Below are 18,566 nucleotides of genomic sequence, written 5' to 3' on the forward strand. Positions count from 1 at the left end.
CCTACTCATGCATATAGCCGAGGGGTTCCTGCCCCCTTTGCACGCGGTCGCCTGGGGCGCCGTGTCCGCCCCCTTCGTCGTCCACGGCGTCCGCGCGCTCACCCGCGAGGTGAAGGCCAACCCGGAGAGCACGCTGCTGCTCGGGGCCTCCGGGGCCTTCACCTTCGTCCTGTCCGCCCTGAAGATCCCTTCGGTGACCGGCAGTTGCTCACATCCCACGGGCACCGGACTCGGGGCGATCCTGTTCCGGCCGCCGATCATGGCGGTGCTCGGCACGATCACCCTGCTGTTCCAGGCCCTTCTGCTGGCGCACGGCGGGCTCACCACCCTCGGCGCCAACGTCTTCTCGATGGCCATCGCCGGCCCGTGGGCGGGCTACGCCGTCTACCGCCTGCTGCGCAGGTCCGGGCTCCCGCTGATGGTGACCGTGTTCTTCGGCGCCTTCTTCGCCGACCTGATCACCTACTGCGTCACCAGCGCGCAGCTCGCCGTGGCCTTCCCGGACCCGGCCTCCGGGTTCGCGGGCTCGCTCGCGAAGTTCGGGGGGATCTTCGCGGTCACGCAGATCCCGCTGGCCGTGAGCGAGGGGCTGCTGACCGTCCTGGTGATGCGGCTGCTGATGGCGTCGAGCAAGTCGGACCTGGTCAGACTGGGCGTCGCGAAGCTGACGGCCACCCGTTCCGGAGAGAAGGCGGCGGCCTGATGAGCGGAATGTCCAAGAACACGAAGATCAACGGCCTGCTGCTGCTCCTGGTGGCGGCGCTGGCCGTGCTGCCGATCGCCCTGGGGCTGGGCGAGGGCAAGGAGGAGCCCTTCGCGGGCGCCGACGCGCAGGCGGAGGCCGCGATCACCGAGCTGAAGCCGGATTACGAGCCCTGGTTCTCCCCTCTCTACGAGCCCCCCTCCGGCGAGGTCGAGTCCGCACTGTTCGCCTTGCAGGCGGCACTGGGCGCGGGCGTGCTCGCCTACTACTTCGGCGTCCGCAAGGGCCGCCGCCAGGGGGCGGCCGCCGCCGCTGCCGACGGCACCGCCCCGGAGGCCTAGGCGGTGCTGCCGATCGACGTGGCCGCGCACAGCAGTCGCTGGCGCGGCCGGCACCCCCTGGAGAAGGCCCTGCTCGGGATCGGGCTGACGGTCACCGCCGTGTGCCTGCCGCCCTGGCCCGGCGGACCGCTGGTGGCCGCCGCCACCCTCGCCGTGCTGCTCGGCCCGGCCGGAGTGGCCGGCCGGCAGCTCTGGCGGGCCTTCCGGATCCCGCTCGGCTTCTGCTTCACCGGGGCGCTGCCCCTGCTGTTCGCGGTCGGCGGCCCGGCGGGGCCGGTCTCGCTGGCCCCCGACGGCCCCCGGACCGCCGCCGAACTCCTGCTGCGCACCTCGGCGGCCTCGCTCGGACTGCTGCTGTTCGCGTTCACCACCCCGGTCTCCGACGTCCTGCCCCGGCTGGTCCGGGCCGGCGTGCCGGCCCCGGTGGTGGACGTGGCCCTGGTCATGTACCGGATCGGCTTCCTGCTGCTCGACTCCATGGCCCAGGTCCGCCGGGCCCAGGCGGCCCGGCTCGGGCACACCGGGCGGGCGGCGGCGTGGCGTTCCCTGGCGGGGCTCGCCGCCACCTCCTTCGTACGGGCCTTCGACCGCGCGGCCAAGCTCCAGGCGGGGCTGGCCGGACGCGGCTACGACGGCGCCCTGCGGGTCCTCGTACCGGAGGCGGCCCTGTCGTGGCGCTTCCTGACGGCCACCGCGGGGCTGCTGGCGGCCCTGATCACCCTGACTCTCACCCTGAAGGGGCTCTCCTCTTGAACCCGGTGGCCACCCCCCTGATCGAGCTGTCCGGCGCGGGCTACGCCTACGAGGACGGCCCGGCGGTCCTGACCGGCGTCGACTTCGCCATTTCGGCGGGCCGGGCGCTGGCCCTGCTGGGCCGCAACGGCAGCGGCAAGACCACGCTGATGCGGCTGCTGAGCGGCGGCCTGCGGCCCGGCGCGGGAACGCTGCGGCTGGACGGCACGGAGGTCCCGTACGACCGGGCCGGCCTGACCCGGCTGCGCACGTCCGTCCAGCTCGTGGTGCAGGACCCCGACGACCAGCTGTTCGCGGCCTCGGTCGAACAGGACGTGTCCTTCGGCCCGATGAACCTGGGGCTCCCCGCTCCGGAGGTCCGCGCCCGCGTGGACTCGGCCCTGGCCGCCCTGGACATCACCCCGCTCCGGGACCGCCCCACCCACCTGCTCTCCTACGGCCAGCGCAAGCGCGCGGCGATCGCCGGGGCGGTGGCGATGGCTCCGCGGGTGCTGATCCTGGACGAGCCGACGGCCGGGCTCGACCCGGACGGCCAGGAGCGGCTCCTCGACGTCCTCGCGGGCCTGCGGGCGTCCGGCACCACGGTGGTGATGGCCACCCACGACGTGGACCTGGCGGTCCGCTGGGCCGACGACGCGGCGGTCCTGACCCCGACGGGCATCCGCTTCGGCCCGGCCGAAGCCCTCCTCTCGGACCCGGCCCTCCTCACCTCGGCGGGCCTGCGCCCGGCCTGGTCCCCGGCCGTGGCCGCACTGTTGCGGGCCCACGGACTGCTGGCGGCGGACGCCCCCGGGCCCCGGGATCCGGAGGCGCTGGCCGCCTGGCAGTAGGTGGGTTCCCCGTCCGTGCGGACACTGAAGGCACCCTCCGAGCCGCAGTCCCCGAGGACCTGGCCGACGAACCCTGATCCCGTGCGGCGCAGACCCGGTGTCCGGCCGTGGCCACGGAGCACGGGATCGCGGTGCCCCGCCTCCCGCAAACCTAGGATGGCCGCATGTCGCTCCCGCACGCCATCCTCACCGCCCTGCTCGAGAAGCCCTCGTCGGGGCTGGAGCTGACCCGGCGGTTCGACAAGTCGATCGGGTACTTCTGGTCCGCGACGCACCAGCAGATCTACCGGGAGCTCGGCCGGCTGGAGGAGGCCGGGCTGATCCGGGCGCTGCCCAGCGAGGGGCCCGTACGGGGGCAGAAGAAGGAGTACGAGGTGCTGCCCGCCGGGAGCGGGGAGCTGGCGCGGTGGGTCGGGGAGCGTCAGGATCCCAAGCCGGTGCGGGATCCCCTGCTGCTGCGGATCCGGGCGGCCGCGGTCGTGGGGCCGCAGGGGCTGGCCGCGGAGCTGCGGCGGCACCTGGAGCTGCACCGGGCCCAGTTGGCCGTGTACGAGGGGATCGAGGAGAAGGATTTCCCGGCCGGCCGGGACTCCGACGAGGACCGGCTGCGGCGTGTCGTGCTGCACGCGGGAACCGGGTTGGAGACCTTCTGGCTGCGCTGGCTGGAGGAGGCCCTCGCCGAGGTGGAGGGCATGGCCGGCGGGCCGCGGCCGGCCTGACGCGCACCCCCGGCCCGGCAGGAGACGGCCAGGGGGTGGCGCGGGGGCTTACTTGTTCAGGGAGGCCCAGAACTCGTCGAAGCTCAGCAGGCCGTCGTCGTTCGAGTCCTTGGCGGCGATCACGGCCTCCGCGACCGGGCCGGTGACGAACGGGTCGCCCATCTCCGCCATCGCCGAACGGAACTCGTCGGCCGTCACGAAGCCGTCACCGTTCACGTCGAACTTGCCGAACGTCGTCCGTGCGCTATCGATGTCCGCCACTGGGTCCACCCCTTCTTGGTGCTTGTTGACCGGCTCAGGGTAGCGGCATGTCCGCCCCCCTCACGCCCCGGGTCCCGTTCGAGCGGCAGATAGAAATTCAATTACCCTTCCGTAGCGCGGAAGCGATAATTCCAGCCAACAATTCAAGCCCCCACTTGTCACGCTCCGGGACCACCGCATAACGTAGCGACATTGCCGCCACACCGGGAGCGCAGGGCTCCCAGGGACAAGCGGCAACAAGGGCGATCACACAGGTGACGATCACAGCTGACGCATCATTCGAAGTTCTGCCCTTCACCCGCACTTGCCACCACATCTGGGAAGACGGCGACCATGTGCTCATCGGAGTGAGTCCCGGAAACAGCTACTTCAGCTCCGAGCGCATATCCAGCCTCACCCGATGGGCCACGACCCGCTTCGCACAGGTCGACTTCGTGTACGCAGACCTCCACGTGGACGGGATGTTCGCCGCCTTCGGCTACACCCGGGAGCACGCGGAGAAGCGTGCGACGAAGGAAATCAAGGCAGTCCGGCGAAGGATTCTGAAGGGTGTGGAGGAATCAGGGCCTCCGCACGCCGAGATCCGAGTGAGGGCACTGTCGGAGTTCCAGACGAACCCCGTCTATCAACTTCTGCACCGGCGCGTGCTCCATTTCCTGGAGACCGACGACGAATTCCGCAAGGGCTGCGAGGAAATGGCCCTGCACTTTGTCGGTTCAAAGTTGCCGGAAGGTGAATCCATCACCGACGCACAGTTGCAGGTGTGTTTCGATTACATGGCAGCCGAGCTGCCGTTCTTCATCGACACCCCGAGCATTCTCGACGTGCCGTCCTCCGTGGCGGCCTACCACGTCAAGATGCCGATGACCGATGTCCTGTTCGCGCGCGGTGGGGGACTGCGCGCGACAAGGAATCAGGCATATGCCGTGGTACGCCCCGAGGCGGGCGAAAAGGCACAGAGCGATCCGAACCACGCGAGCACGAGCACGCACACGAGCACGCACACGAACGCGCACACCGCACCAACCGAAGGGACCGTCGATGAGCGTCGAGCAGCTTGAGGGCACCGGACGGACCACCGGGCCCCTCGTCGACTTCCCCCTCTCGCGGCGCGGTGACGTGCTCCCCGAGGAGTGCACCTGGCTGCGCGAGAAGGCGCCGGTCGCGAAGGTCCGTACCCTCACCGGGGACCCGGCCTGGCTGGTGAGCAGCTACGCGTTCGCCAAGCAGGTGCTCGAGGACGAGCGCTTCAGCCTCAAGGACACGGCCAATGCCGGTGTCCCGCGCCAGTACGCGCTGACGATCCCGCCCGAGGTCGTCAACAACATGGGCAACATCAACAGCGCCGGACTGCGCAACGCGGTCATGAAGGCGCTCAACCCGCGCCAGAAGGGTCTGCAGGACCGGCTGCGCGCGAAGGCCGGCGAGCTCATCGACCAGCTCGTCGCCGAAGGAGGGCCCGCCGACCTGCGGGCCGGCTTCGCCGACCCCTTCTCGGCGGCCATGCACTGCCAGGTGCTGGGCGTGCCGTTCGAGGACTGGCGCCGGCTGATGTCGGGGCTGGACGTCGCGTTCATGACCGCGCGCGAGCCGTTCGCCGACTCGGCGCTCAACTGGTACAAGGACGTCGGCTACTTCGAGCAGCAGCTGAAGGCGCAGCTGGCGCTTCCCGCCGAGGAGCGTACGGGGCTCCTCGGCAAGTTCGCCGAGCTGAAGGAGGCGGACCCGGAGTCGGCGCACCTGACCGACGACATGTTCGCCACCGTCGCCGTCTCGCTCTTCGGGGCCGGCGCCGTCTCGACCTCCGCGTTCCTGACCCTGGCCGTCCTGGCACTACTCCAGAAGCCCGATCTCATCGGCTACCTGCGCGCCCACCCGGAGCGCATGGGCAAGGCCGTGGACGAGCTGCTCCGCTGGAACCTGTCCGTCGGTGACGGCCTGCCGCGCATCGCGATGGCGGACATCCGGGTCGGGGACGTGCTGGTCAAGGAGGGGGAGCTGGTCCTCGTCCTGCTGGAGGGGGCCAACTTCGACCCCGAGGCCTTCGAGAACCCCGACGAGCTGGACCTGGAGCGCGAGAGCTCCAACGCCAACCTCGCCTTCGGCGCTGGCCGGCACTTCTGCCCGGCTTCCGCGCTGGGCCGGGCGCATGCCGAGATCGCGCTGGAGGTGCTGGTCGAGCGGCTGCCCGAGCTGCGTCTCGCGGTGCCGGCGGAGAACCTCGTGTGGCGGACCGGCTTCATCAAGCGCCTTCCCGAGCGGCTCCCCGTCGCCTGGTGAGGAGGCGGCGGTGAGCGATTGAGAGTGCCCCGGGAGCTGTGCGAGCTCCCGGGGCACGGCCGTCTCCTGCGTACTCGCGCGCCCGCGCGCCGCGGCCTACCGGAAGATGCCGGTGTGGCCGAGGGAGTAGCGGCCGGGCTGCGGGTAGACGGCGAGGCCGTGCGGGCCGCCGCCCACCGGGATCTTGGCGAGCTGCTTGCCGGTGGTGGTGTCGATGGCGTAGACCTCGGAGTTGTAACGGCCCGAGAGCCACAGCACCTTGCCGTCGGCGGAGACGCCGCCCATGTCGGGGCTGCCGCCGTCGGGCAGCTCCCACTTCTTGGTCAGCTTGTTCTGCGTGAAGTCGAAGACGGAGACGGACCCTTCGCCCCGGTTGGAGACGTACATCTCTTTGGAGTCGCGGCTGACGTACAGGCCGTGGCAGCCCTTTCCGGTGGGCAGCAGCTTGGGGGTCTCGAACTTGTCGCCGCCGAGCACCCACATGCCGTGGGCCATCATGTCGGCGACGTAGAAGGTCTTTCCGTCCGGCGAGACCTTGACGTCCTGCGGCATCGCGCCCTCGAAGGGGAGTTTCTGCTGGCCGACGACCTCCATCTTCTCGGTGTCGACCTTGAGCAGTTCGCCGGAGAACTCGCAGCTCACGATGAAGTAGCGGCCGTCCGCCGAGAAGTCCGCGTGATTGACGCCGAAACAGGTCACGGGGACGGTCTTCACGCGGTCCATCGTGTGCGGATCGCGGAAGACCAGTTCCTTGTCCATCGAGGCCATGACGATCGCGTACTTGCCGTTGGGCGTGAAGTACAGGTTGTACGGGTCGTGCACCTCCACGGGCTTGCCGGCCTCGCCGGTGGCGGGGTTGATCGGGGTGAGCGTGTGGCCCCGGTTGTTGTTGACCCAGAGGGTCTTCATGTCCCAGGAGGGGACCACGTGCTGGGGCTGGATGCCGACGGGAATGGTGTCGATGACCTTGTACGTGACCGGGTCGATGACGGACACCGTGTTGGAGCTGGTGTTCGGCACGTAGACGCGGGACGGGAAGTCCTTGACCACCGGGGAGAGCTTGTTGGGCCGGTCGGCCGCGTAGACGTCGTTCGGATCGAGGAGCGGCGGCATGCCGGCGAGGCCCGGCGGCGCGGCGGGCACGGCCTTGGCGGGCGCGGCGGGCCCCTTCGTGCCGAGGGCCTCGGCGGGTCCCTTGTCGGCCGCTCCGCAGCCGGCGAGGGCGGCGAGGACCAGGCCGGCCAGCAGCGCGGTGGCCTTCCGGGGAAGGCGGGTGGTCGTCATGGGGTCAGCAGCTCCGTGGTGGTCACCGCGCGCAGTTCGCGGCGTGCGAGTTCTTCGAGGAGGGGCGGCATCGCGTCGACCGTGTCCGCGTAGCCGAAGTGCAGGCTCACCACCGATCCGCCTTGGATCGGGCCGATGACGGTGCGGACGACGGTCGCGGCACCGGGCGAGGTGAAGTCGAGGGAGTCCACGTCGTACGAGAGGACGTGCGGGTAGCCCGCCCGCTGGGCCAGTTTTCGCACCAGGGGGGTGGCGTACTGGGTCTGGGACGGGCGGAACCAGGTGCCGATGGATCCGGTCAGCCGTTTGAGCCGGTCGGCGCAGCCGGTGATCTCGGCGTACGCCTGCTCCTCGGGCAGGGTGTTGATCGCGAGGTGGCGCTGGGTGTGGTTGCCGAGCTCGTGCCCGCCGTCCAGGATCCGGCGGGCCATCTCCGGGTGGGCGTCGAGCCAGGCCCCGATGGCCAGGACGGTGACCCGCGCGCCCGCCCGCTCCGCCTCGGCGAGCACCGCCTTGGCGATGGCGGGGTCGCCGTTGCCGTGGAAGGTGAGCGCGACGCCGGACCCGCCCCGGGGACCGTGCCCGATCTCCGCGGGCTGCCCGGGGAACCGGCGCGGGGCGGGGGCCGCCTTCGCCGGAGCGGCCTTCCCGGGAGCGGCCTTGTCCGGGGCAGCCCTGTCCGGGGCAGCCTTGTCCGGAGCCGCCTTGTCCGGGGCCGGCGGCCTGTCCGGGGCGGCCTTGTCCGGGGCCGCGGGGCCGGCGGGGGCACCACAGGCGGCGGCGAGGGCGCCGGCGGCGACCGCCGCGCCGGCACGGAGAGCGGATCGGCGGTCCGGGTAGCAGAGCACCCGCCCATTTAAGGGGTGGATGCCCGCCTAGGTATTGATTGACCCCATTCGGGACCTTCGGCCGAACCGGTGCCACCGGGTGTCCGTCCGCTATGTGATCAACGATTCACTCAGAGCGGTCGATACTTATTCACTAATTACGAGGCCAGTGGCCCATCTCACCTAAGATTTAGGTAGAAAGTCTTAGGATATGCACACTTATGTCCAACTTGGGACTTTTGGCATTTGGTCCCTCGTCTGCCATAGTCGGAATCACGGCTTCCCGTTGACCCGAGCGAAGTCCCTGCCGAGGATCACACCCCCTTCGATCCTCGGCACACCCATGAAACCCCCGCAGCGCCCCACAACGGCGACAGGGGGTTTCTGGCTTTCCGGGGGCTCCTAGCGGTCCGCCACCCGCATCTCGAACCAGGTGATCTTTCCGCGCGGCAGCAGGTCCGCGCCCCAGCGGTCCGAGAGCTTGTCGACGAGGAACAGACCCCGCCCGGTGGTGTCCATCTCGTGCACCGGCATCAGGCAGGGCAGCCCGCGCGAGGGATCGCGCACCTCCACGCGGATCCAGCCGCGCCGCCTGAGCATGCGTAAACCGAAGGAACGGGCCCCCGTGTGCCGGACGGCGTTGCCCACGAGCTCCGAGACCAGCAGGACCGTGTGCTCGGCGATCTGCGGCGAGAGCCCCCACAGGCGCACGACCACGCACTGCGTGAGCCGGCGGGCGGTGCTCGCAGACTCGGGCATCGAGGGCAGCGTCACCTCCGCCTCGGCCGGACTCCCGTACAACTCCAGTGCTTTGAGGCCCAGTTCGTCCTCCAGGGCCGCCGTGAGCCGTACGGCGGAAGCGCTACTGCGCTGCCGCGGCTGTTCCACACCCTCCAGACCCGCCATGCACCCATCATGGAGTGCCACTAAGGCCGTTCGGGCCGTTCCGCGGGAAAAGACCCCCCGGAATCGTAGATCCCGGGGGGTCGTCCTGGCATATGCGATCGGCAACCCGGAGGTCGCCGCACGCCCCTGACCTGTGGTGACGCACCGCACCGCGGCGATCACCCAGAGTGGATCACCAACTCCCCTTAAGACTGCCTTAAGGCCTGGCTAATCCACCCGCAGGGAGGACCGATCCGCACGATCCGCGAGCCCGGCGAGCCCGGCGAGAGCTACGAGAACTTCGCCTTCCCCGGGCCCTCCTCGACAAAGCTGCGCATCCCGCGCTCGCGGTCCTCGGTGGCGAACAGGCCCGCGAACCAGCCCCGTTCGATGGTCAGCCCGGTGTCGATGTCGGTCTCCAGCCCCGCGTCCACGCACTCCTTGGCGGCGCGCAGCGCGAGGGCCGGGCCCTGCGCGAGCTGCGCGGCCCACGCGTGCGCCTGCTCGTAGACCTCGGCGGCCGGTACGACGCGGTCCACGAGGCCGAGGGCCAGCGCCTCGTCCGCCTTGACCATGCGGCCGGTGAAGATGAGGTCCTTGGCCTTGGAGGGGCCGATCAGCCGGGACAGCCGCTGGGTGCCGCCCGCGCCGGGGATCAGGCCGAGCAGGATCTCGGGCTGGCCGAGCTTCGCGTTGTCGCCGGCGATCCGGTAGTCCGCGCACAGGGCCAGCTCGCAGCCGCCGCCCAGCGCGTAGCCGGTGACGGCCGCGACCACGGGCTTGGGGATCCGGGCCACGGCGGTGAAGGCGTCCTGCAGTCCGCGGGACCGGGCGACCATGGCCGCGTGGTCCATCGTCTGCATCTCCTTGATGTCCGCGCCGGCCGCGAACACCTTCTCGCCGCCGTAGATGACGACCGTACGGACGTCGGCCCGGTCGGTCGCCTCCACGGCGAGCTCGCGCAGCCGGTCCTGGGTGGCGATGTCCAGGGCGTTCATGGGCGGCCGGTCCAGCCGGATGACGCCGACGCCTTCGGAGACTTCGAGAGAGATGGTCATACGGGAAGGTTAGCCCCCGTTAACCGCGACTGGCCCGGTGCTGTGGGTCACAGCACCGGGCCACCCGACACCGGGCCCTGTGAACTACGTACCGACCGGCGTTACTTGATCCACTCCGCCCAGTCCATGTTCCAGCCGTTGAGGCCGTTGTCGGGAGCGACGGTCTTGTCCTTGGAGTTCTTCACGATGACCACGTCGCCGATGATCGACTCGTTGAAGAACCAGGCGGCGGGCTGGCTGCCGTCGCCCGCGCCGCGGACGTCCTTCAGGCCCACGCAGCCGTGGCTGACGTTCTCGGAGCCGAACGTGCCCGACGAGGCCCAGTAGTTGCCGTGGACGAAGGTGCCGGAGGTGGTCAGCCGCATCGCGTGCGGGACGTCGGAGATGTCGTACTCCCCGCCGAATCCGACGGTGGCGCCGTTCATCCGGGTCACCTTGTACTTCTCGCTGATGACCATCTGCCCGTTGTACGTGGTGTTCGCGGGGGCGCCGGCGGTGATCGGGATGTTCTTGATCGCCGCGCCGTCGCGGACCACGCTCATCTGGTGCGCCGCGGCGTCGACGGTGGTGACCTGGGAGCGGCCGACCTTGAAGGTGACCGTACGGGTCTGCTTGCCGTAGACCCCCGGGCGGCCTTCGACTCCGTCGAGCGACATCCTCAGGGTGACCTTGGTGCCCGCGGCCCAGTACTTCTCGGGACGGAAGTCCAGGCGGTCGTTGCCGAACCAGTGGCCCTCGACCGGGACGGCCGGATCGGCGGTCACCGTGATGGCCTTCTCGACGGCCTCGGGGTTGGTGATGCCGCGGGAGAAGTTGATCGAGACCGGCATGCCCACGCCGACCGTCGATCCGTCTTCGGGGGTGTACTGGCCGATGAAGGTGTTGGCGGGAGTCAGGGTCGTGAAGGTGGTGTCCTTCGCGGACTCGCGGCCGGCCTCGTCCTTGGCCACCGCGTGCACCTTGTACTCGGTGGCGGAGGCGAGGTTGCGGGCGGGCTCCCAGCTCGCGCCGTCCGCGGCGATCTTGCCCTCCACCGCGTTGCCCTTGGTGTCGGCGACCGTCACCGTGGTGAGCTTGCCGCCGGTGCTGGTTATCTTGAGGATGCCGCTGGTCGCGACCTCCTTGGCCCCGTCGTCCGGCTTGACGCTCACGACGGCCTTCGACGCCTCGGTACCGGTCGTGCCGGTCACCCCGTCTCCGCCACCGCTCCCGCCGTCGCCACCCGCGTTTCCGCCACCGCTGCACGCGCTGGTGAACAGCAGGGCCGCGCCCAGCAGGAGGGCCGGCAGGCCGGTGCGGGCGCGGCCGCGTATCGGCTGCAGGTTCACTCTCGTTCTCCCCATGTCCCCCGCGCGCGGACAGTCGCGCGCTTAATCGCCAGGAAATCACATGGGGGATCACGAGACAGTACGGTCGTGTCACCGTTCCGTCCCAAGAGTGGTGCGGGCGCGGGGAGTCAGTCCTCCGTGCCGGGCTTGGTGCCCCAGACGTAGACGGCGTCGCCCTCGACGAGCAGGTCCCACAGGCGCCGCGCGTCGGGGACGGTGAGGTTGACGCAGCCGGCCGAGCCGCCGTGCGCGTACAGGTTGCCGGGGCGGCCGTGCAGGGCCTGGCCCCCGTCGAAGAACTGGGCGTAGGGCATGGGCGAGTTCTCGTAGAGCGTGGACACGTGGTCCTCGCTGCGCCAGTAGACCTCGTGCCATCCGGAGCGGGTCTCGTCCTCGTCGCGTCCGGTGCGGACGGGCACGGGCGGGAAGACCACCGTGCGGCCTCGCTGCACCCACAGGAGCTGGCGCTCCAGGTCCACGCAGGTCACCCGGTGGGAGCGGACCGGACAGCCGCCGGCGGCGTTGGGGTTCGTACGGGCGGCGACCGCGACCATGGTGCGGAAGGTGACCAGCCCGGCATAGCCGTTGGCGGGCCGGATGCCGTTGGCGCGCTGGAAGGTGCGGATCGCCTCGCAGTCCCTGGCGTCCTGTGTCCCGTCGGCCGTCCGGCGCAGGTGGCCCTCCAACTCGCGCTGGTAGGGGCCGGTCCCCGCGGTGCACGCCTCCCCGGCGGGGGCCGACGGGGGCGGGGAGGGAGCCGCCACAGCTGCCGGCGCAGGGGCGAGGGCGGCCACGGCGAGGATCGCGGCCGTCGCGGCCGCCCTGCCGATCGCGCCCGCGGCTCCGGTCGCGTCCAGTGTGCGCATGCGGACCTCCTCGCGCCCGCCGGCCGGGCCGTCGGCTCCGAGCCAACCGGAACCGCCCGGCCCCGGCGCGCCGGGTGGGCCGGCAGGGTCACCGGCCCACCCGGGCGGCCTACTCGGGCGGCCTCCTAGGCGGGCCGCTTCGGGCCCTTGCCCTTGCCCTTCCCCTTGCCCTTGTCCTTCCCATTCCCGCCCTTGCCGTGGTCGTCCCGCTCGTTCTCCAGGGTGACCATCACCCGGTGGTCCGGGGTGCTCTCGTCCAGGTGGAGCGGACCCGTGACCCGGTTCCGCGGCAGGACGTATCCCTCCGGGACGGCCGTCTCGACCACGTAGTACCAGCCGTCGTCCAGGCCCGGGAACGCGCACACCCCGTCCCGGTCGGTCGCGCAGCCCTCCGTCACCTTGCGGTCTGGGTTGATGCCGCGCGTCTGGAGGCCAAGGGTGCTGTTGGTCTCCTTCCACACCTCGAAGACCGCCCCGCGCAGCGGGCGCTTCGTCTTCGCGTCCTTCTTCAGGACCTCGATCGAGCCCTCGTGGTCGGGCTCCTCGGTCCGCTCGTCCATGACGGCGACGACGAGGCCCGTCGTCACGTGGCCCTCATCGAGGTCGAAGGGCGTGACCGGGTCCGCCGGCAGGTCGTAGCCGGCCGGTGCCTGCGTCTCCCGCCAGTAGTACCGCTCACCGACCGGGAGCTGGACCGTGCAGCTTCCCTGCGCGTCGGTGGTGCAGGACCCGGCGAGCTGCACGTCGGGGTCCGCTCCGCCGGTCTGCAGGCCCGTAACGCCGTTGGTCTCGCGCCACAGCTCGAAGCGGGCGCCGGGCAGCAGCGCCCCGCCGTCGGCGTCGGACTTGCGCAGCACCACTTCGGCGCTGCCGGGAAGCTTGGTGTTGCTCATGGTGCCGCTCACGCCCGTGGCCGCGTTCTGCGCGGTCAGCGTCAGTTCCACGACGGGGTTCGCGGCGAGCTCGTAGCCGTCCGGCGCCTGGGTCTCGCGCCAGTAGTACGTGCCGGGCGCCACGGTGCTGGAGCAGATGCCGTCCGCCGGGGTGACGCAGTCGGTGACCTTGGTGTCCCCGCCGGGGCTGGTGAACTGGGCTCCGGGAGTGCCGTTGGTCTCCCGCCACAGCTCGTACGTGGCTCCGGCCAGCGGCAGGCCGCCGGTGTCCTGCTTGAGGACCGAGACCTTGCCCGTGACCGGGACCGTGTTCCCGCAGTCGGGCAGGTCCCCGTTGAACGGGTACGCGTGGAACTCCTGGCCGCCGCCCGCGGTGCTGGTGTGGACGAGCCCGCCGGTGGTGAAGAAGCGGCCGTTGGTCCCGGGCAGGGTGACGGTGGTGGTCGAGGCCTGCTCGCCGACGAGCACGCTGCCCTGGAACTGTCCGGAGCCGATCAGCTGGACGGTGGTGGCGTCGGGGAAGTTCCACAGGAGCCGGGTGCGGTAGCCGTTCCAGGGGTCCGCGCCGGGTCCGGTGTCGTTGATGCTGCCGGCGTAGGTGTTGATCGTACGGCTGGCGCCCGTGACGTTGACCAGGACGGTGGCGGTGGCCGGGATCCGGTCGAAGCGGAAGCCGACGGCGCCGTTGCTCGCGCTGACCAGGTCGAAGTCCACGGTGAAGACCTGGAGCGGGGAGGAGTCGTCCCCGGTGAAGACGATGGTGCCGTCCTGGTTGACGGCCGTGCCCGTGGTCGGGCGGGGGCTGCCGTCGACCCGGGCGTAGCACCGGCTGGCCGAGGTGAGCTGGTCGCGCAGGCCGGCGTACGGGGTGACCGCGGCAGGGTCGGCCACGAGCGGGCCGGTGACGGTGCCGGGGCCGGGGGCGGTGCCCGCGTGGCGGACGACTCCGTCGTCCGAGATCAGCCGCTGGTCGACGGCGATGTTGACGTTGCCGCCGGTGGTGAGGAAGTCGGATCCCGACGGGGGCCGCACGAGCGAACCCGCGCCGACGACGCCGATGTTGTAGGCACCGCCCGCCGCCACGTCCTTGTTCTGGTCGAAGTTGCCGAGGACGACGACCTTGCCCTCGGCCTCGGCGGCGCGCTCGCGGACCAGGAAGTCGGCGCCAACGAAGATGTTGATGCCCTCGTCGTAGCCCGTGGGCACGGTGCCGGTCTCGACCTGCGGGAACGGGTCGGGGCACCGGGACCCCAGGAAGGGACCCAGCCCGCCCGGCAGCGGGGCCCGCAGGGCTGCGGCGTGCCGGGCCGGTGCCGGCTGCTGTCCGCCGGGGCCCGGCGCGGTCGGCGCCGCCAGGGCCGCCGGGGCGCCTGCGGCCAGTACGGCCCCGAGGGCGAGCCCCAGGGGCCCGAGGGTCCACTTCCTTGCTGACATGACGCTCCGTCCGTTGCCCGCCGCCGCGTGCGGGCGGGCCCGTACAGGCTGGCTCCGGGCTCCGGCGAGCCGGGCGGACCGACACTCCCCCACTACGGCATTCCGGTACGACAATCACTCGACTGGAGCGTCGGGCCTCGGACCGGCGTGCGTCAGCCGGCGTGCGTCGGCCGGCGTGCGTCAGCCGGCGTGCGTCAGCCGGCGTGCGTCAGCCGGCGTGCGTCAGCCGATCGCGGAGCCCGCGACCCAGGCGGGCCAGGACATGTTCCAGCCGCCCAGCCCGTTGTCCGGGGCGACCGTCTTGTCCTGCGAGTTCACGACCTCCACCACGTCGCCGACCAGGGTCCGGTCGAAGAACCAGCCGGCCGGGGTGTCCGAGCCGCCGCCCTTGTTGTCGCGCAGGCCGATGCAGCCGTGACTGACGTTGGTGGAGCCGAAGGTGTCGGGGCTGGCCCAGTAGTTGCCGTGCAGGAAGGTCCCGGAGCGGGTGAGGCGGATGGCGTGCGGGACGTCGGGGATGTCGTACTCACCGCCGAAGCCCACCGTCTGCCCGTTCATCCGGGTGACGTCGAAGAGCTCCATCACCACCATCTTCCCGTTGTAGGTCATGTTCTTCGGAGCCCCGGCGGTGATCGGCACGGTGGACAGCAGTTCGCCGTCGCGCCGGACCTCCATGGTGTGCGCGGCCGCGTCGACGGTGGAGATCTGGGAGCGGCCGACGGTGAAGCGCAGGGTCTTGTCCTGGATTCCGTAGGAGCCGGGCGCTCCCTCGACGTCCCGCAGGCCGAGCTTGACGGTGACCTCGGTGCCGGGCTTCCAGTAGGTCTTGGGCCGGAAGTCCAGGCGTTCGTCGCCGAACCAGTGGCCCACCACCTCCACGGCCGGGTCCGAGGTGATCGTGATGGCCCGCTCGACGTCGGCGCGGTGTTCGATGGACCGGCTGAACCCGAAGGAGATGATCATGCCGGTGCCGACGGTCGAGCGGTTCTCGGGCTTGAAGTAGCCGATGAACCGCTCCTCGGGAACGTAGGTGGTGAAGGTGGTGTGCCGGGCCTGGCGGCGGTTGTGCCCGTCGAGCGCGACCGCGTCCACGGTGTACTTGGCCGCGAGCGCGAGCCGGCCCTGCGCCGGGTCCGGGCTCCAGCTGAGCCCGTCGACGGCGATGGCCCCGGGCACCTTCTCCTCCTGGGCGTCCTCCACCTTGGTGACCACGACCCGCTCCAGGCGGCCCTCGGGCACGCTGACCCTCAGCGGGCCCTCGGCCGGCACCCCCTTGGCGTTGTCCTCGGGGCTGATCCTGATCGCCTCGTCCGGTGACCGGGGTTTGCCGGGCAGCTGGATCTCGATCGGGGAGCCGCCGTTCCCGGTGCATCCGGTCAGGCCTCCGAGGAGGCCCGCCCATACCGCCACGGCGGCCAAGCCCGCCCCTGCCCGCCTCGTCAGAAGAGTCACGTTCCTCCAACGACCGGGCCCCTCCGGGGGAAACGTGGGCGCGGCTCACGTTCCAGGCAGGACAGTCCGGGCAGAACAGTGGGAAGGACCAGACGGGGGCGGGCCCCGGCCGGGACGCCGGGGCCGCATCTCCCCCACCCCCGCAGGTACCGAGAGCCGTGGAGGCGGGCAGTGTCGAGCGCAGCCGAGCAAGAGGCGGAGCCCCTGGCCGGGGTCGAGACCGGATCCGGGGCCGGGACCGAGCCCAGGGCCGAAGCCGGACCCGGGACCCGGGTCAGTGTTCAGGGCGGGACCGGGGCCACGGCCGGCCACGGGACGGGGAACGGAAACGGGAGCGGAACCGGGAACGGGCCGGGAGCCGGCAACGGGAACGGGAGCGGACATCCGGCCGGCCAGACCCTGGGGCTGATGGAACCGCAGGTCAGGGGCCACGCCGTGGTGAGCCGGGGGGTGCCCGGACCGCCCGTGTGGCCCGGGTCCTCGCATCCGCTGGGGGCCCGGTTCCACCAGGGGCCGGACGGGACGGCCGGGACCAACTTCGCACTGTGGGCCCAGGGCGCGGAGGCGGTGGAGGTCTGCCTCTTCGCGGAGGACGGCTCCGAGAGCCGCTGCGCGCTGACGGAGCTGACCCACGAGATCTGGCACGGCTTCCTGCCGGGCGTGCGGCCCGGACAGCGGTACGGATTTCGGGTGCACGGGCGCTGGGACCCGTGGACGGGGGCCCGCCACAACCCGGCGAAGCTGCTCCTGGATCCGTACGCCCGGGCCGTGGACGGGGACTTCCTGCTGCCGCCCGAGGTGTACGGGCACGTCCGCGACTGGCCCCAGCAGTACATCGCGGACACCGTGCGCGACGACCGGGACTCGGCGCCGCACGTCCCGAAGGGGGTCGTGGTCCACGATGACGACGACTGGGCGGACGACGTCCGGCCGAAGACCCCGTGGGCCGATTCGGTCATCTACGAACTGCACGTGCGCGGCTTCACGATGCGCCATCCGGGCATCCCCGAGCACCTGCGCGGCACGTACGCGGGCCTCGCGCACCCGGCGGCGATCGAGCACCTGACCGGGCTCGGGGTGACGGCGGTGGAGCTGCTGCCGGTCCATCAGTTCGCGCACGAGGACCACCTGCTGCGCCGGGGCCTGCGCAACTACTGGGGCTACAACTCGGTCGGCTACTTCGCCCCGCACGCGGCGTACTCCTCCAGCGGGACGGCCGGCCAGCAGGTCGGCGAGTTCAAGCGGATGGTCAAGGCGCTGCACGCCGCCGGGATCGAGGTCATCCTCGACGTGGTCTACAACCACACGGCGGAGGCCGGCGAGCTCGGCCCGACGCTGTCGCTGCGCGGGATCGACAACCGGGCGTACTACCGGCTCCAGTCGGACCAGCGGCGGTACGCCGACTACACGGGCTGCGGCAACACCCTGCACGCCGGGCGGCCGCACGTGCTGCGCCTGATCACCGACTCCCTGCGGTACTGGGTGACGGAGATGGGGGTGGACGGCTTCCGCTTCGACCTGGCGGCGGCGCTGGCCCGCTCGATGCACGACGTGGACATGCTCTCGCCGTTCCTCGCGGTGATCGCCCAGGATCCGGTGCTGCGGCGGGTGAAGCTGATCGCCGAGCCGTGGGACGTGGGCTCGGGCGGGTACCAGGTGGGGGCGTTCCCGCCGCTGTGGACGGAGTGGAACGACCGCTACCGTGACGCCGTACGGGACTTCTGGCGCGGGGCGCTGCCCGACGTGCGGGACCTCGGGTACCGGCTGTCGGGGTCGAGCGACCTGTACGCGTGGGGCGGGCGGCGGCCGTACGCCTCGGTCAACTTCATCACCGCGCACGACGGTTTCACCCTGCGCGACCTGGTCTCGTACGAGTCCAAGCACAACGAGGAGAACGGCGAGGCGGGCCGGGACGGGACCAACGACAACCGGTCCTGGAACTGCGGGGTGGAGGGCGAGCCCGCGGAGGGCACGGATCCGCGGATCGCGGCGCTGCGCAGGCGGCAGTTGCGGAACCTCCTGACCACGCTGCTGCTGTCGACCGGGGTGCCGATGCTGGTGGCGGGCGACGAGTTCGGCCGGACGCAGGGCGGCAACAACAACGCGTACTGCCAGGACAACGAGACCAGCTGGGTGGACTGGTCGCTGCTGGAGGACCCGTCCTGGCAGGCGCTGCTCGCGCTGACCCGGCGGCTGCTGGCGCTGCGCCGGGCCCATCCGGTGCTGCGGCGCCGGGCGTTCTTCTCGGGGAGCTCCCAGGGGGCGGACGGGCTGCGGGACCTGGCCTGGTTCACCCCGGCGGGGGTGGAGATGACCGAGCGCGACTGGTACGCCCCGGCCGGGTCGGTGGGCCTGTACCTGTCGGGGCAGGACATCCCGGGCCGTGACGAGCGCGGGCGCCAGGTCACGGACGACAGCTTCCTGGCCCTGCTGCACGCCGGGGACCGGCCGGTGGCCTGGACCCTGCCGGGTCCGCCCTGGGGCCGGGCGTACGAACTGGTCCTGGACACCTCCCGGGAGGACCAGGCGGCGGCGCCCGCCACCGTGCACCGCGGGGGCGGGAGCGTGACCGTCCCGGCCCGCGCGGTGCTGCTGCTGAAGGTGGTGGGCGGGGGCGCGTAGGCGTTCACGGGTCCGGGTCCCGGGCGGACC

General features: G+C 71.4%; 18 protein-coding genes. 9 read left to right on the top strand and 9 right to left on the bottom strand.

From position 1 onward, the window contains the following. The first annotated feature begins 7 nt into the window (after nucleotides 1-7). The 5 genes from ACIQV3_RS14770 to ACIQV3_RS14790 all read left to right on the top strand — a co-directional run bounded on the left by ACIQV3_RS14770 (nucleotide 8) and on the right by ACIQV3_RS14790 (nucleotide 3,346). Entirely contained in the window at nucleotides 8-703 is a 696-nt protein-coding gene (locus ACIQV3_RS14770; protein ID WP_403712766.1) for an energy-coupling factor ABC transporter permease, read from the top strand. 8 nt (nucleotides 704-711) lie between these two features. Further along, on the top strand, nucleotides 712-1,044 hold the full coding sequence (locus ACIQV3_RS14775) for an energy-coupling factor ABC transporter substrate-binding protein (protein WP_403712885.1): 333 nt from the start codon (nucleotides 712-714) through the stop codon (nucleotides 1,042-1,044). Between the two features lie 3 nt (nucleotides 1,045-1,047). After that, nucleotides 1,048-1,797, top strand: coding sequence for a cobalt ECF transporter T component CbiQ (gene cbiQ, locus ACIQV3_RS14780; protein ID WP_403712767.1), 750 nt, complete (start codon nucleotides 1,048-1,050; stop codon nucleotides 1,795-1,797). Continuing rightward, nucleotides 1,794-2,627, top strand: coding sequence for an energy-coupling factor ABC transporter ATP-binding protein (locus ACIQV3_RS14785; RefSeq protein WP_403712768.1), 834 nt, complete (start codon nucleotides 1,794-1,796; stop codon nucleotides 2,625-2,627). Before cbiQ ends, ACIQV3_RS14785 begins: the two co-directional genes overlap by 4 nt. Nucleotides 2,628-2,791: 164 nt before the next feature. Then, nucleotides 2,792-3,346 carry a PadR family transcriptional regulator gene (locus ACIQV3_RS14790; protein ID WP_403712769.1) on the top strand — a complete coding sequence of 185 codons (555 nt, stop codon included), beginning with the start codon at nucleotides 2,792-2,794 and terminating at the stop codon, nucleotides 3,344-3,346. 48 nt (nucleotides 3,347-3,394) lie between these two features. On the opposite strand, the gene ACIQV3_RS14795 is transcribed toward ACIQV3_RS14790, so the two are convergent. Beyond that, complete coding sequence (locus tag ACIQV3_RS14795; RefSeq protein WP_403712770.1) at nucleotides 3,395-3,607, bottom strand: EF-hand domain-containing protein; 213 nt, start codon at nucleotides 3,605-3,607, stop codon at nucleotides 3,395-3,397. A gap of 254 nt (nucleotides 3,608-3,861) precedes the next feature. On the opposite strand from ACIQV3_RS14795, the gene ACIQV3_RS14800 reads away from it, so the two are divergent. Together ACIQV3_RS14800 and ACIQV3_RS14805 are read left to right on the top strand one after the other, a co-directional pair. Further along, on the top strand, nucleotides 3,862-4,668 hold the full coding sequence (locus tag ACIQV3_RS14800) for a tRNA-dependent cyclodipeptide synthase (RefSeq protein ID WP_403712771.1): 807 nt from the start codon (nucleotides 3,862-3,864) through the stop codon (nucleotides 4,666-4,668). Continuing rightward, nucleotides 4,649-5,887 carry a cytochrome P450 gene (locus tag ACIQV3_RS14805; RefSeq protein ID WP_403712772.1) on the top strand — a complete coding sequence of 413 codons (1,239 nt, stop codon included), beginning with the start codon at nucleotides 4,649-4,651 and terminating at the stop codon, nucleotides 5,885-5,887. The genes ACIQV3_RS14800 and ACIQV3_RS14805 overlap by 20 nt, the downstream gene beginning before the upstream one ends. 96 nt (nucleotides 5,888-5,983) lie before the next feature. Here the strand turns inward: ACIQV3_RS14805 and ACIQV3_RS14810 are convergent, their stop codons facing one another. Together ACIQV3_RS14810 and ACIQV3_RS14815 are read right to left on the bottom strand one after the other, a co-directional pair. Continuing rightward, complete coding sequence (locus ACIQV3_RS14810) at nucleotides 5,984-7,171, bottom strand: YncE family protein (RefSeq protein WP_403712773.1); 1,188 nt, start codon at nucleotides 7,169-7,171, stop codon at nucleotides 5,984-5,986. Then, the gene (locus ACIQV3_RS14815) at nucleotides 7,168-7,758 is read right to left on the bottom strand and encodes a polysaccharide deacetylase family protein (protein WP_403712886.1); all 591 of its coding nucleotides are present in this window, start codon (nucleotides 7,756-7,758) and stop codon (nucleotides 7,168-7,170) included. The genes ACIQV3_RS14810 and ACIQV3_RS14815 overlap by 4 nt, the downstream gene beginning before the upstream one ends. On the opposite strand from ACIQV3_RS14815, the gene ACIQV3_RS14820 reads away from it, so the two are divergent. Beyond that, on the top strand, nucleotides 7,691-8,011 hold the full coding sequence (locus tag ACIQV3_RS14820) for a pentapeptide repeat-containing protein (protein ID WP_403712887.1): 321 nt from the start codon (nucleotides 7,691-7,693) through the stop codon (nucleotides 8,009-8,011). The genes ACIQV3_RS14815 and ACIQV3_RS14820 overlap by 68 nt on opposite strands. A 389-nt stretch (nucleotides 8,012-8,400) precedes the next feature. On the opposite strand, the gene ACIQV3_RS14825 is transcribed toward ACIQV3_RS14820, so the two are convergent. From ACIQV3_RS14825 to ACIQV3_RS14850, 6 genes are all read right to left on the bottom strand, one after another. Then, nucleotides 8,401-8,904 carry an ATP-binding protein gene (locus tag ACIQV3_RS14825; protein ID WP_403712774.1) on the bottom strand — a complete coding sequence of 168 codons (504 nt, stop codon included), beginning with the start codon at nucleotides 8,902-8,904 and terminating at the stop codon, nucleotides 8,401-8,403. A gap of 269 nt (nucleotides 8,905-9,173) precedes the next feature. Next, the gene (locus tag ACIQV3_RS14830; RefSeq protein WP_403712775.1) at nucleotides 9,174-9,941 is read right to left on the bottom strand and encodes an enoyl-CoA hydratase/isomerase family protein; all 768 of its coding nucleotides are present in this window, start codon (nucleotides 9,939-9,941) and stop codon (nucleotides 9,174-9,176) included. Nucleotides 9,942-10,042: 101 nt separating this feature from the next. Then, nucleotides 10,043-11,284, bottom strand: coding sequence for an Ig-like domain-containing protein (locus ACIQV3_RS14835; protein WP_403712776.1), 1,242 nt, complete (start codon nucleotides 11,282-11,284; stop codon nucleotides 10,043-10,045). Nucleotides 11,285-11,397: 113 nt separating this feature from the next. After that, nucleotides 11,398-12,135 carry a L,D-transpeptidase family protein gene (locus ACIQV3_RS14840; protein WP_403712777.1) on the bottom strand — a complete coding sequence of 246 codons (738 nt, stop codon included), beginning with the start codon at nucleotides 12,133-12,135 and terminating at the stop codon, nucleotides 11,398-11,400. Between the two features lie 125 nt (nucleotides 12,136-12,260). Further along, nucleotides 12,261-14,462 carry a choice-of-anchor A family protein gene (locus tag ACIQV3_RS14845; protein ID WP_403712779.1) on the bottom strand — a complete coding sequence of 734 codons (2,202 nt, stop codon included), beginning with the start codon at nucleotides 14,460-14,462 and terminating at the stop codon, nucleotides 12,261-12,263. Between the two features lie 222 nt (nucleotides 14,463-14,684). Beyond that, nucleotides 14,685-15,881: an Ig-like domain-containing protein gene (locus ACIQV3_RS14850; protein ID WP_403712781.1), complete on the bottom strand. Its 1,197-nt coding sequence runs from the start codon at nucleotides 15,879-15,881 to the stop codon at nucleotides 14,685-14,687. Between the two features lie 441 nt (nucleotides 15,882-16,322). Here ACIQV3_RS14850 and glgX point away from each other — a divergent pair, with 441 nt between their 5' ends. After that, the gene (gene glgX / locus ACIQV3_RS14855; RefSeq protein ID WP_403712783.1) at nucleotides 16,323-18,536 is read left to right on the top strand and encodes a glycogen debranching protein GlgX; all 2,214 of its coding nucleotides are present in this window, start codon (nucleotides 16,323-16,325) and stop codon (nucleotides 18,534-18,536) included. Nucleotides 18,537-18,566: the final 30 nt, after the last annotated feature.

The sequence above is a fragment of the Streptomyces sp. NPDC099050 genome, from assembly GCF_044759865.1.
Classification (GTDB): Bacteria; Actinomycetota; Actinomycetes; order Streptomycetales; family Streptomycetaceae; genus Streptomyces.